Origin of the sequence: Paenibacillus suaedae (assembly GCF_032337355.1) — a bacterium.
In the GTDB taxonomy this organism is placed as follows: Bacteria; Bacillota; Bacilli; order Paenibacillales; family Paenibacillaceae; genus Paenibacillus_B; species Paenibacillus_B suaedae.
This window is the reverse complement of the sequence record NZ_JAVYAA010000002.1, coordinates 1,191,051-1,204,371: the sequence shown is the minus strand read 5'-3', so window position 1 is coordinate 1,204,371 and position 13,321 is coordinate 1,191,051. Positions and strand designations below refer to the sequence as shown.

The 13,321-nt window shown below is 53.3% G+C and carries 15 protein-coding genes; all 15 read left to right on the top strand.

The annotated features are described in order from the left end of the window. The first annotated feature begins 76 nt into the window (after positions 1-76). The 15 genes from RQP50_RS13030 to RQP50_RS12960 all read left to right on the top strand — a co-directional run bounded on the left by RQP50_RS13030 (position 77) and on the right by RQP50_RS12960 (position 13,300). Positions 77-1,537: an NAD-dependent succinate-semialdehyde dehydrogenase gene (locus RQP50_RS13030; protein ID WP_315745699.1), complete on the top strand. Its 1,461-nt coding sequence runs from the start codon at positions 77-79 to the stop codon at positions 1,535-1,537. 55 nt (positions 1,538-1,592) lie between these two features. Further along, positions 1,593-1,895: an EthD family reductase gene (locus RQP50_RS13025; protein ID WP_315745698.1), complete on the top strand. Its 303-nt coding sequence runs from the start codon at positions 1,593-1,595 to the stop codon at positions 1,893-1,895. Beyond that, the gene (locus tag RQP50_RS13020; protein WP_142543425.1) at positions 1,892-2,323 is read left to right on the top strand and encodes a PaaI family thioesterase; all 432 of its coding nucleotides are present in this window, start codon (positions 1,892-1,894) and stop codon (positions 2,321-2,323) included. The genes RQP50_RS13025 and RQP50_RS13020 overlap by 4 nt, the downstream gene beginning before the upstream one ends. A gap of 240 nt (positions 2,324-2,563) precedes the next feature. Further along, a complete protein-coding gene (locus tag RQP50_RS13015) occupies positions 2,564-3,334 on the top strand; it encodes an enoyl-CoA hydratase-related protein (RefSeq protein ID WP_394358395.1) in 771 nt (256 codons plus the stop codon). A gap of 11 nt (positions 3,335-3,345) precedes the next feature. Next, positions 3,346-4,701 carry a phenylacetate--CoA ligase family protein gene (locus tag RQP50_RS13010; RefSeq protein WP_315745697.1) on the top strand — a complete coding sequence of 452 codons (1,356 nt, stop codon included), beginning with the start codon at positions 3,346-3,348 and terminating at the stop codon, positions 4,699-4,701. Next, a complete protein-coding gene (locus RQP50_RS13005) occupies positions 4,698-5,480 on the top strand; it encodes an enoyl-CoA hydratase-related protein (protein WP_315745696.1) in 783 nt (260 codons plus the stop codon). Before RQP50_RS13010 ends, RQP50_RS13005 begins: the two co-directional genes overlap by 4 nt. Positions 5,481-5,494: 14 nt before the next feature. Beyond that, positions 5,495-6,301 carry an enoyl-CoA hydratase-related protein gene (locus RQP50_RS13000; RefSeq protein ID WP_315745756.1) on the top strand — a complete coding sequence of 269 codons (807 nt, stop codon included), beginning with the start codon at positions 5,495-5,497 and terminating at the stop codon, positions 6,299-6,301. Between the two features lie 3 nt (positions 6,302-6,304). Next, positions 6,305-7,183 carry a 3-hydroxyacyl-CoA dehydrogenase family protein gene (locus RQP50_RS12995; protein ID WP_174810974.1) on the top strand — a complete coding sequence of 293 codons (879 nt, stop codon included), beginning with the start codon at positions 6,305-6,307 and terminating at the stop codon, positions 7,181-7,183. Continuing rightward, positions 7,173-7,946, top strand: coding sequence for a 3-hydroxyacyl-CoA dehydrogenase family protein (locus RQP50_RS12990; RefSeq protein WP_315745695.1), 774 nt, complete (start codon positions 7,173-7,175; stop codon positions 7,944-7,946). Before RQP50_RS12995 ends, RQP50_RS12990 begins: the two co-directional genes overlap by 11 nt. Next, positions 7,924-9,123: a thiolase family protein gene (locus RQP50_RS12985; RefSeq protein WP_315745694.1), complete on the top strand. Its 1,200-nt coding sequence runs from the start codon at positions 7,924-7,926 to the stop codon at positions 9,121-9,123. The genes RQP50_RS12990 and RQP50_RS12985 overlap by 23 nt, the downstream gene beginning before the upstream one ends. A gap of 55 nt (positions 9,124-9,178) precedes the next feature. After that, positions 9,179-9,601: a thioesterase family protein gene (locus RQP50_RS12980; RefSeq protein WP_072730415.1), complete on the top strand. Its 423-nt coding sequence runs from the start codon at positions 9,179-9,181 to the stop codon at positions 9,599-9,601. A gap of 126 nt (positions 9,602-9,727) precedes the next feature. Continuing rightward, positions 9,728-10,582, top strand: a complete 855-nt coding sequence (gene paaX, locus RQP50_RS12975) for a phenylacetic acid degradation operon negative regulatory protein PaaX (protein ID WP_072730416.1) — start codon at positions 9,728-9,730, stop codon at positions 10,580-10,582. 588 nt (positions 10,583-11,170) lie between these two features. Then, a complete protein-coding gene (locus RQP50_RS12970; protein WP_315745693.1) occupies positions 11,171-11,608 on the top strand; it encodes an Rrf2 family transcriptional regulator in 438 nt (145 codons plus the stop codon). A 195-nt stretch (positions 11,609-11,803) separates the two neighbouring features. Next, entirely contained in the window at positions 11,804-12,439 is a 636-nt protein-coding gene (locus RQP50_RS12965) for an NAD(P)-dependent oxidoreductase (RefSeq protein WP_044353956.1), read from the top strand. Positions 12,440-12,532: 93 nt separating this feature from the next. Continuing rightward, entirely contained in the window at positions 12,533-13,300 is a 768-nt protein-coding gene (locus RQP50_RS12960; RefSeq protein ID WP_315745692.1) for a DODA-type extradiol aromatic ring-opening family dioxygenase, read from the top strand. Positions 13,301-13,321 lie beyond the last annotated feature (21 nt).

Genomic DNA, 13,321 nt, shown 5'->3' with positions numbered 1-13,321 from the left:
AAACACTATTGCGCACATTTGCGCCGCCTTTGGAGCGGAATAAGCTGCAGAGGCAGAGGGAGGGTATCCGATAACGATGGAAAAAAGCATGCAAACTGTTGAATTGAAGTCGATGTTCATCAACGGAGAATGGACGCAAGCACAAGGCGGCGGTATGCTCCGTGTCGTTAATCCAGCAACTGGAGAAGAGGTAGGGACGGTAAGCTATGGTGATCATTTGGACGCAAGAGCGGCCATCGATGCGGCTCATCTGGCATTTCCAAGCTGGTCCCGCTTGACTGCCCGTGAGCGCTCAAAATATTTGTACCAATTATATGAATTGGTGCGCAGCCATCGTGATGAATTGGCGAGCATTATCTCGGCCGAGATGGGCAAGCCGCTGCGGGAGGCCAAGGGCGAGGTGCTGGGAGCTGCCGACAACTTCATGTGGTATGCAGAGGAAGCGAAGCGGGTGTATGGCGAGACGGTTCCGTCCTCTGTGCCGAACAAGCGAATTATGGTCAGCCGCCATCCGGTCGGCGTCGTCGGAGCGATCACACCATGGAACTTCCCGGTTAATATGGTCGCGCGGAAGATTGCGCCCGCACTCGCCGCAGGGTGCACGGTCGTTTTGAAGCCAGCCGAGAGCACGCCGCTAAGCGCAATTAAGTTATTCGAGCTGATCGCACAAGCCGGGTTCCCAGCCGGTGTCGCTAATCTGGTCATCGGCCAGCCGGAGACGGTGGGCCAGGAACTTCTCGACAATCCAAAGGTTCGCAAAATTGCCTTCACTGGCTCGACGCGCGTCGGCAAGCTGTTGATGGAAGGGGCGGCCAAGCACGTGAAGCGGGTCAGTCTGGAATTGGGTGGGCATGCGCCGTTTATTGTGTTCGAGGATGCAGACTTGGACGCGGCGGTTGCAGGGCTGTTCGAGAGCAAGTTCCGCAATTCGGGGCAAATGTGCATCTGTACGAACCGCCTGTATGTGCATGAGTCTGTGGCGGAGGAATTCAGCGCCAAGCTGATCGAGCGGCTGAGCAAGGCGAAGGTTGGCGACGGCCGCAGCAAAGAGACGGAAATTGGCCCGCTCGTCAACCAACGGGCGCTTGATAAAGTGCTGCGCCATATTCAGGATGCACAGGACAAAGGCGGGAAAGTTGTATTTGGCGGCAAGCGCTTGATGGAGGGGGAATACGGCAAGGGCTTCTATTGTGAGCCGACCGTCATTACGGGTGTAACTAAGGAAATGGAGATTGCTGCTGAGGAAACATTCGGCCCAGTTGTGCCGATGATGACCTTCACGAATGAATCTGATGTTATCCAAATGGCGAACGACACATCATATGGCTTGGCTGCCTATGCCTATACGCGCGACAGCAGCCGCTGTTTCCGTCTGGCGGAGGCTTTGGAATACGGCATCGTAGGTATTAATGATGGTTCACCAACACAGACTCAGGCGCCATTCGGAGGCTGGAAGGAAAGCGGACTTGGCCTGGAGGGCGGACGCTACGGAATGGATGCATTTTTGGAAACGAAATTTGTTTCGTTCGGGTTGTAATCATCGTTTGATCGATTTAATGATTGAATATTGAGATATAAGGGAGGATTTATTCATGGTCAAATTAATAGCGATCTACCGCAAGCCTGAGGATGTCGAGGCGTTCAACGAGCATTATTTCAATACCCATTCTCCATTGGCAGCAAAAATGCCTGGACTCGTGAAGATGGAGGTGGGAACGATTTATGGAACGCCAATGGGGGAGAGCGATCTGCACCTGATTTGCGAGATGTATTTTGAATCGAGAGAGGCCTTGAAGGCAGCCCTGTCATCTGCTGAGGGCAAGGCGTCCGGTAAGGATTTGATGGGGTTTGCTGGCAAAGTGGTATCCATGCATATGGCGGAGGTTCATGAGTGAGCAAGCCGACGCATCGCAACCGGTTTAATGATTTGCTTGGAATCGAGATCGTTCGGCTGGATGAAGATGGCTGTGTTATGCAATTGCATACCCACCCTGATCTTCATAACAGCATCGAAGGCTTCGTACATGGCGGCGTGACGAACACGTTGGCTGACGCCGCCATGGGCCATGCGGCTGCACCCCCGATTGACGGGGTGCAGCAGTGTGTAACCGTGGAGAGCAAGATCAATTATTTGTCTCCGGCCATCGGCGAACTTCTCGTTGCGGAGTCTCGGGTGCTGAAGCGGGGGCGCAATTTAATTGTGACGGACGCGCGCATTACCTGCGATGGGAAGCTTGTCGCTGTCGCTTTGGGGACATACGCGCGCGTCAGTCCTAAACGAGGGGAACAAGGCACGGAATTGCCGTCCACGAAGCAGGAATAAGGCGATGGAGTAAAAGCAGTGGGAGGTTGTCGAGCAGACGGATCAGCGGAAAAGAGGGGGCTGAACGAATCGATGGAGATGCAGGAGCAGAGGCTGAGCAAGGTGTCGGTACAAAGTGAGGTACCAGTGCAGGATCAAGAACAGGGTCAGAATCAGAAAAATCTGAAACAGGTAAAAGACCAGGTAAAAGACCAGGTACAAGTTCAAGGTACGCTTCAGGAGCAAGGGACGGAACAGTCAGTGAAGCTGGATCGCCACGGTCATGTTGCCGTCATTACGCTGAATCGGCCTGCCGACTTAAATGCCCTCAATTATGAAACGCTGGTGCGCCTGGGAGAAATCGTCGTTGAAATCCGGGAGGATCGTCATCAGATTCGTGCCGTCATCGTGACAGGCGCGGGCCGAGCCTTCAGCGCAGGGGCTGATCTAAAGGAACGGCGCACGCTGAATGAACAACAGGTGAGACGCAACGTGCGTGCGATCCGGGATGTATTCACCGCCGTGGAGGAGCTTCCGCAGCCGACGATTGCAGCGGTGAATGGATATGCGTTCGGCGGCGGTTTCGAATTAATGCTGGCCTGCGATTTGCGCTTAGCTGTTCGGGATGCCCGTATGGGACTTACCGAGGTGAGTCTGGGCATCATTCCCGGTGCAGGTGGAACGCAGCGGCTGCCGCGGCTTATCGGGCCAACGCGGGCGAAGGAGCTTATCCTGACTGCGCGGAAGATGAACGCCCAAGATGCGCTGCAATACGGATTGCTGAACGGAATAGCCGATGACGCAGAGCAGCTCCACGCAATGACGCTTGATTTGGCGAATGAGATTGCATCTAATGCGCCGCTCGCGGTCTATCAGGCCAAATACGCCATAAACCGGGGAAGCCATGTTGGTTTGTATTCCGGACTAGAAGTTGAGGCACAAGCCTATGAGATGATTATTCCGACGAAGGATCGGGCGGAGGCATTAGAAGCCTTTGCGGACAAACGAAAGCCTGTCTTCCGTGGGGAGTAGGAGGGTAGCGCGTGATATTCAATGTCGAAATGGAAACGATGCCGCATGAACGGATGCGAGCGCTCCAATTGGAGAGGCTCCGCCACGCCGTCAAGCGGGCATATGACCGAGTACCTTTTCATCGTGCTGCGTTGGATCGGGCGGGCCTTGATCCGGAGGACATTCGCAGTTTGGAGGATATCCGCCGCCTGCCGTTCATGAAGAAATCCGATCTGCGCGATTATTATCCGTTCGGATTGTTCGCGACCGAGATGAGCGAAGTTGTACGTATCCATGGTTCATCCGGCACGAGAGGCAAGCCGATCGTTGTGGGGTACACGAAGCAGGATATTGAAGCTTGGGCGGAAATTGTTGCGCGCGCCATTTGCTGCGCAGGCGGTCGGCCCGGGGATATTTTTCACAACGCGTATGGGTATGGCTTGTTCACGGGCGGATTGGGCCTGCATTATGGCATCGAGTGTCTGGGCGCAGTCGCTGTGCCTGTGTCGGGAGGGAATACACCGCGCCAGATTACGCTTATTCAGGATTTCAAGCCGCGCGGGTTGTCAGGTACACCGTCTTATATTTTGAATCTGGTGGAGGAAATGCGCAAGCAGGGCATTGATACGCGATCAACGAGCATCGAGTACGGCATTTTTGGCGCGGAGCCTTGGTCGGAGGAAATGCGCCGCCATCTTGAGGATGCTCTTGGCATTAAGGCGATTGATATTTATGGATTGAGTGAGGTGCTTGGGCCAGGTATCGCTATCGAGTGCCAGGAAGCGCAGGATGGTCTGCATATTGCCGAAGATCATTTTCTGGCGGAGGTGGTCGATCGCCAGACGGGTGAACCGCTGCCGTACGGGCAGGAAGGCGAGCTGGTGTTTACTTCACTGACCAAGGAAGCATTCCCAGTCATCCGCTACCGGACGGGCGATATCGCTTCGCTTCACCCGGGTACCTGCAAATGCGGCCGCACGACGATGCGGATGTCCCGGATTAAAGGAAGAGTAGATGACATGCTGATTATACGCGGCGTCAACGTTTACCCAACCGAGCTCGAGGCTGTGCTGCTTAACTTCTCCCAACTTGCGCCCCATTATCAAGTCGTCATTGAGCGGGACAATGCACTTGACCGCTTCGAGATTCATTGTGAGATTACGCCGGAATTCTGGAATCGGGTAGGCAGCGTTCTGGAAAGCCAGGAGGTTGCCGAACTGGTAAAGGAGATCGGCAAGGCGATCAAATGCTCGCTCGGTGTCTCTGTTTTACTGCATGTGAATGAGCCGGATTCGATTGCGCGCAGCGAGGGAAAAGCAGTACGCATTGTTGATAACCGCAAGCGAGCGGCAGACGTTCAAGAAAGTGAAGGAGTGGGGGCGGGATGACGAAGATGGGCAGTAGGAATGTGACCGTGTCGGTGGACGGCGCTGTAGGTGTGCTTACCCTGAATCGGCCTGACGTGTTGAATGCTTTGAATCGCGAGCTGATGCAGGAACTGGTGGTCGAGCTGGAACGAATGGATCGGGACGATGCTGTGAAGGTGCTAGTTATTACAGGAAATGATAAGGCCTTCGCCGCCGGAGCGGATATTAGGGAAATGGCGGATGAATCCGCTGTATCGCTGCTATTGAAGCGGCAGTTCGATGTCTGGGATCGCATCGGCGGCATCGCTAAACCGATCATCGCCGCTGTGAGCGGATATGTGCTCGGTGGAGGCTGTGAGCTGATGATGAACTGTGATCTCGTTGTTGCCTCGGATACGGCGCGCTTCGGGCAGCCGGAAATTCGTATTGGCGTTATGCCTGGTGCTGGAGGAACGCAGCGGTTGACCAGAGCAGTGGGGCAGCGCAAGGCGATGGAACTGCTGCTGACCGGGGATACGATGCTCGCGGAAGAGGCTCTACGCTGTGGTCTAATTAACAAGGTAGCTCCAGTTGAGCTTTATTTGGAGGAAGCGCTGAAGCTTGCGCGGCGCATTGCCAACCAGCCGCCACTGGCTGTTTCCCTTATTAAGCAGGCCGTTCGCAAGGCGGAGGATCTTTCGCTGGTCGAAGGGCTTGATTTTGAGCGGCAATGTTTCCATCTGTTGTTTGCGAGCGAGGATCAGAAGGAAGGCATGCTTGCTTTTCAAGAGAAGCGAAGTCCCCAATTCAAGGGCAGATAGGAGGAATCATGGCTGTGTACGAGACGATTCTGTACGAAGTATCAGCAGGCGTAGCCCGGATCACGATGAATCGGCCGGATAAGTATAACGCCTTCACCGGGAAGATGATCGCCGAGATCATTGATGCGTTCCGTCAGGCAGGCAAAGATTCCGCGGCGCGCTGTATCGTCCTGACAGGAGCGGGCAAAGCATTCAACGCAGGGCAGGATCTGGGCGATGTGCCGGGTGTCGGCGGTGAGGGGGTAGCCGGGCAGGACGGAGCTGCAAACCACGGCGACATGCTGCGTTCGCGCTACAATCCGCTCATTATGCAAATTCGCAACACGGAGCTGCCGGTTATCGCGGCTGTGAACGGCGTAGCGGCAGGAGCAGGGATGAGCCTCGCCCTTGCTTGTGATATGCGTGTGATGTCTGAGCGGGCTTATTTTGTCAGTGCATTCATTAATATAGGGCTTGTTCCCGATTCAGGGGGATGCTACTTCCTGCCGCGCCTTGTCGGCTTGGCCAAGGCGATAGAAATTGCCACGATTCGGGATCGCGTTACGGCGAAGGAGGCGCATCGGATTGGCTTGGTCAATCGCGTATGCTCTGCCGAACGGCTGGACGAGGAAGCAGCTGAGCTTGCAGCCAAGCTAGCTCAGCTTCCGACGCGGGCGATCTGGCTGATGAAGCAGACAATGAACCGGGGACTGGAAAAGGGGCTGGCGGAGACACTGGAGCAGGAGGCATATGCCCAGGAGATTGCCGGACGCACGCAGGATCACCGGGAAGGCATGCAGGCTTTTCTAGAGAAGCGGCCGCCTATGTTCAAGGGGGTATAGCCGATGGAAGACTATGTTTCCGGAGGAAGCCTCGGCATGGTCGGTATTATCGGTGCTGGCACGATGGGAGCGGGGATCGCGCTCGTATGCGCTCGGCGGGGTCGCCGTGTTCGATTGCAGGATATTAAGCCAGAGGTGCTGGAAGCTGCGCAAACCTATATTGGTACGGTTCTGTCGAAGGATGTTGCGAAGGGGAAAATCTCGGCGGAAGAGAAACGGTCGACACATAATCTTATTGAGTTAGTGCAGGACATGGCAGCATTAAGCTCATGCTCGATCGTCATCGAGGCGATCCCCGAGAATCAGGAGTTGAAGCGCTCTGTGTTCGCCCGCTTAACAGAGCTTTGCAGCAGTGATGCTCTGCTGCTGAGCAATACGTCTTCCCTTTCCATTACGGAACTTGCAGCAGGCTTGCCTCATCCGGAGCGCATCATAGGCTTTCATTTCTTCAACCCTGCGCCGGTTATGCCGCTCGTAGAAGTCATCCGCGGCCACAAGTCGGCAGATGCCTGCGTCGCTACAGCTCGCAGGTTTGCGGAAGAACTTGGCAAGGTGCCTGTGTTGGCGGAGGACTCGCCCGGATTTATCGTCAACCGCGTCGCCCGACCTTATTATAATGAAGCGCTGCGCATCATAAGCGACCGAGTGGCTAAACCGGAGCAGATTGATCGCATTATGAAGCAGGCTGGCGGTTTCAAAATGGGGCCGTTCGAGCTGCAGGATCTAATTGGTCTCGACGTGAATCTGGCGACAACGGAATCGGTCTATACCCGGTTCAATCATGAGAGCCGCTTCAAGCCGAGCCGGATACAGCAGCGCATGGTGCAGGCAGGAAGCTTAGGCAGGAAGACAGGAGAGGGGTTTTATTCATATGACCAATAACACAATCCTGTTGGATGGGAACGGCCCACTGCGGGAAGGCCTTCATGTGCTGCTGAAACGAAGCGGATATCAGATTATTTCCTTGGCAGAGTCGGAGGAGTGCAGGGATGCCCTCTCCTCGGTTCGATACGGTATGGAAGTAACCAATGATGATGTGGTTGAAAAACAGGCGAATATCGTGAAAATGGATCGGCTATTGCCGCCAGAAATACCAATCGCGGCTACCTCGTTAGCTCTCTCTGCCACTGAGATCGCATCATGGGCATCTCAACCGAAGCGAATATGCGGATTCGGAACGCTCGCACCTCTGGAAGAACGCGAGTTGATTGAAGTGGCTCCTGCCTTGCAGACATCAAAGGAAACCCTTCATAGTGTGGAGGAGCTGTTCCACTCTTTGAGTAAACAGGTAGACATTGTGCAGGATGAGGCGGGACTTGTCTTCCCGCGCATTCTGGCCTTAATCGTAAATGAAGCTGCTTTCGCTCTAATGGAAGGAACGGCTTCCGCTACGGATATCGATACGGCTATGAAGCTGGGAACCGGTTATCCGTACGGTCCGCTTGAATGGGCAGACAGAATCGGGCTGGATGATGTGCTGGCGGTTCTGAGCGGGCTCCACCGCGATCTGGGTGAAGAGCGGTACCGCCCAGCTCCGCTACTGCGCAAGCTCGTGCTAGCAGGCCGGTTTGGCTCCCGCAGCGGCCAAGGCTTCTATTCCTATGATATTGGGGGGGAACAAGATGGCAACACCCGTAATTATTGATGCGATACGTACGCCGATCGGACGCTACGGCGGAGCGCTCAAGGATGTGCGCGCCGATGATCTGGGCGCGATCGTTATTCGCAGCCTGTTGGAGCGGAATCCGGTCGCCCCTGATCGGGTAGACGGCGTTATTGTCGGCTGTGCGAATCAGGCGGGGGAGGACTGCCGCAATGTGGCGCGCATGTCGCTGCTGCTGGCTGGAATGCCGGTCGAGGTGCCGGGCGTGACGGTAAATCGCCTATGCGGATCTGGCATGGAGGCCGTTCTGCAAAGCGCCTATGCCATTATGGCAGGGGCGGGACATATGTATATTGCCGCCGGAACGGAGAGCATGACGCGGGCACCTTATGTGATGATGAAGCCGGAGGCCGCTTTTCAGCGTGGGCACCAGCAGATCTACGATACGACTTTGGGCTGGAGGATGACCAATGACAAGCTGGCCACTCTCTATCCTCCCATCAGTCTAGGGGAGACAGCGGAGAACGTGGCGGAGCAATACGGCGTCAGCCGGGAGGAGCAGGATGAGTTTGCGCTCTCCAGCCAACGGAAGTATGCTGAAGCCCAAGCAGCCGGGAAGTTTGCAGCCGAGCTTGTTCCGGTGGAGGTGACCGGGCGCAAGGGCCAGATCATGAAGATCGAGCAGGATGAACATCCTCGTCCTGAGACGACGCTGGAACAGTTGCAGAAGTTGAAGCCGGCCTTCAAGCAAGGGGGAACTGTGACGGCCGGGAACTCGTCGGGACTGAACGACGGGGCAGCGGCGTTGCTCATTATGGAACAGGAGGCCGCACATTCGCTCGGACTTCGCCCACGCGCCCGCGTAGTTGCTGCTGCATCTGCTGGCGTCGATCCGTCCGTGATGGGAATCGGCCCCGTGCCGGCCGCGCGCAAAGCACTTCAGCAGGCTGGACTGAGTATTGAGGACATTGATCTGTTCGAGCTGAATGAAGCATTTGCTGCACAGGCAATTGCCAGCATGCGGGAGTTGGATATCGACCCGGTTCGGGTGAATGTGAACGGCGGGGCGATTGCGATTGGCCATCCGCTCGGGTGCAGCGGGGCTCGGATATTAACGACACTGCTCAATGAGATGGAGCGCCGAGAGGTGCGTTACGGCTTGGCTGCGATGTGCATCGGCGTCGGTCAAGGCATCGCCACTATAATTGAGCGAATATGACCAGGCCGGCAGCCTGAATGGGCATGGTTGATTTTTTTGGCGAGGAGGAATCGACGTGAAGCAAGGATTGGTTCCAGGCGCTGAAATAGCTTTTGCTGTGACTGTTACACCGGATATGTATCCTGCTTTTGACGGCACGACCATTCACGAAGTGATGTCTACCGTCACCATGATTTACTATATGGAGAAGGCTGGTCGAGAGATGATCGTTTCTTTTTTGGACGAAGAGGAAGAAGCTTCGGGGCTAGCTCTTGATATCAAGCATGTAGGGCCTGCGGTCGCCGGACAGGAGGTAACGTTTCGAGCTGTATGTGTCGAGGTGGGAGCGAAGCGCATGGTGTGCGAGGTGACAGCAGAGACGCGAATCAATCTAGTCGGCAAAGGAACGTTTACGCAGGCGGTTTTCTATAAAAATACGATGGCAGAGCGGCTCACGGCTTTGCGCCGCAAGGCGGAAGAAGAGCAGAAGCTGTCTTGACAAGCTGAGCGGTGGTTCCTCCACTCCGATATGCCCTCCATTTTGCTTGAGCTATGGAGAATCAAGTGATACAATTTGACGAGATACAACATTTGGAAATCACGTGATTGACTAGGAGTGGTGAACATGAGGCCGCAATCGATGCTGTTTACCATATACGGCGAATATGTACGTCATTATGGTAGCGAAATCTGGGTTGGGAGCCTGACCGCCCTGATGGGGGAGTTCGGTTTGACCGACCAGGCCGTACGGGCCGCTATCTCGCGCATGCTTCGCCAAGGGTGGCTGGAGTCGCGCAAGGTGGGAAATCGCAGCTATTATTCAATGTCCCCGCGCGGCAAGCGGCGCTTGGATGAGGCGGCGGCCCGCATTTATAAGCAAGAGACAGATGTGTGGGATGGCAAATGGTGCATTGCGAGCTACAACATTCCCGAAAAGGATCGGGGCATACGGGATCAATTGCGCAAGGAACTGGCATGGCTCGGCTTCGGCATGTTGACGACGAGCACCTGGATCAGCCCTAACGATCTGACTGACAAGGTGAGGGACATCGTGGAATCACGCGGGATATCCGGATATGTGGAAATTTTTAAGGCGGATCATATCGCTTGGAGCAAATCTAGGCAGTTGGTGCAGAAGTGCTGGAACATCGATGAGATTAATGCGGCTTATGCTGAATTTATTGAGGTATACCGCCCAAGTTATGAAAAATTGCTCACGATGATGCAGCAGGGGGATGCCATACCTGACGGCTACTGCTTCGTAGAGAAGAGCAAACTGGTTCACTGGTACCGGAAGTTCTTATTCATTGATCCGGACTTCCCTGAAGAACTGTTGCCAGATGTGTGGTTAGGCAAGGAAGCGGATCAATTGTTCCACAACTACTATGATTTGCTTCATACAGGGGCCAGTCGTTTTTTTGAACAAGTATATGAACCTTCTCCTGATGCGCTTCCGCTTCGCAATATCGAGCATGCATAACTCTTTTGGAACATTGGCATAGGTACATATCTCGGGAAAATGAATCTCTATGATTTTTGATTTATAAGGGCTCTTTGCAGCCTTTTTGCTTCCGTGCTTTAACGTAGGGTCGTATTACCGTTGAATATTTTTAATGAAAGCTTGTGCGAGTCATAAGACATGGAGTGAGCAGCATTTCGATGATTCCAACGGTACGTTTTGCGGTTAATCACGTGTCTCCTCCTGTATGAATACTTGTCCTTATTCTGCATGTTTGTGTAAAAGAAGTTCTGATGATAGCTCTCTTGTTTGTGGAATCATTTGGTTGAATCCGAATTTAGTTACTAGGGAAACGTACAAATGTGCTTCATTTCAATTGCACATAAAGATAAGCGCTTTGCTTCTGTAATTTATGCCAAATTGCAAAATAGGCAGCTAGGACATATAGGGAATTGCGAGGAATGAGTGTGTTATCACTATTAAGTGAGAAAGCGGTGTGCGCCAATGTATCGAACGGCGGGGCCGCTTTTCCTTTGCAGGTGGAAAAAAAGGAAGCTTGACAATTCAAACTGGTTGTAACTATAATGGTTACACGAAAGGGTGAGCAGCATGAAGATAAGCAGCCGCTTTAGTGTAGCCGTCCACATTCTATCCTTGCTGGCGCTTGAACCGAACGCCCATCATACGTCGGAGTGGATGGCGGGCAGCGTCAACACGAATCCTGTTGTTATCCGGCGGGTAACGTCTCAATTGAAGAAGGCTGGGCTCGTCGATGTACGACCTGGAACTGGTGGGGCAACGTTAAGCAAGCCGGCAGGCGATATTACGCTTCTTGATGTATATCGTGCTGTAGAGGCTGTTGAAGAGGGGGAGTTGTTCGGGTTCCATGATCATCCGAATCCGAAGTGTCCAATCGGAGCCAATATAGAATCGGTGTTACAACTGGTTATGCTGCGTGCGCAATCCGCCATGGAGCAGGTGCTGGAAGAAATGACCTTGGATCATCTGGCAGTTGACCTGAAGGATCGAATGGAAGAGAATGAGTAAATCGTTCTAGGATGCAGGCGGTTATCAATTCGAATTAGAAATACTCCAGTGAATAATGGAGTTTTTCGCGGGCGAGTTGTAACTACCTTTATTACATTAAAGTTCTATTGTGGTTGTGAGCGTGCACTGCTTACTTGAAGGTACTTACTTGAAGGCAATAACGAATATTGAATATAGAAGGGAAGATCGATGATTATGAAAATTGCAGTATATGGTGCTACAGGTACAATTGGACAACGTATTGTGAACGAGGCTTTGACTAGAGGACATGAGGTAACGGCAGTTGTTCGTGATGCTTCACGTGTTGCACAGTCGCATGCGAATTTGACAGTGGTAACCGGAGATATTCTGAATTCTGCAAGTGTTGCGGAGCGTACAGCAGGCCATGATGTTGTGATTAGTTCCATCGGTCCTAAGATGGGTGAAGAATCTGCGCTTGTCGAAGCTACTCGCGCCTTGATTAACGGGGTGAAACAGGCAGGAGTTGAGCGCTTGATTTCCGTTGGCGGAGCGGGCAGTCTTGAAGTGGCTCCAGGCGTTCAAGTGGTAGATACTCCGGACTTCCCGGATGCATGGAAACCAATTGCACTCGCACACCGTGATGCACTTGATGTATATCGTCATGAATCCACATTGGCATGGACGAATGTAAGTCCTGCTGCCTTGATCGAGCCAGGAGAGCGTACTGGACAATATCGTACTGGTACTGACCAATTGGTTGTAGACGCAGAAGGCAACAGCCGCATCTCAGCAGAAGATTTCTCCGTGGCCATCTTGGATGAAGTGGAGAACCCGCAATTTACAGGCCGTCGCTTCACAGCAGCTTATTAATCGTTACGATTTACAATTCAAACGCATGAATGGATGCCTAGCTGCGGCTAGGCTCCAGCATACAGCATAGTTGAACAATAAAGGAGAATCGAGATGCCAAAATCAATCTTTCTTAGTCACGGTTCGCCGATGATTGCCATATTGGATAATGAATATACTCGATTTCTAACTGAGCTCGGAGCAAGCATGCAGCCGAAGGCGATTGTTCTGTTCAGTGCCCATTGGGAAACCGAAGAGACTACAATATCGTTCCAAACTGGAACGTATGAGACGATCTATGATTTCTATGGTTTTCCAGATGAACTGTTTCAGGTGAAGTATCCGGCTACAGGTTCCATCGAAATTGCCACTGAAGTAGAACGCTGCTTGTCCGCACGTGGGATTGCCGTAAACCGTGATGAATCTCGCGGTCTAGATCATGGTTCATGGTCGTTGTTGAAGCATTTGTACCCGAATGCGAATATTCCGGTCGTACAAATCTCGGTAAACCCATTCCTCCCTGCAGAGCAGCAGCTGCTAATCGGTGAGGCGCTAAGTGAATTGGATGAGGATATTCTTCTCATAGGCAGCGGAGCGACCGTGCATAATTTGCGGATGTTGAAGTGGGAGCAGACAGAGCCGGAAGCTTGGGCCATTCAGTTCGATGACTGGCTCATTGAGAAGCTGGAGAAGAAGCAATGGAGTGAGCTGGCTGCTTATCGGGATCATGCTCCCCATGCTGCATTAGCAGTACCGCGGGCAGAACATTTTGTCCCATTCTTCATTGCGCTTGGAAGTGCAGGAGCTGCCTATGATCCGAAGGTCATTCATCGCAGCTATGAGATGGGGACACTCAGCTACATGTGCATGTCCTTTACGTAATGCTTCTACAATCGAAAGAGA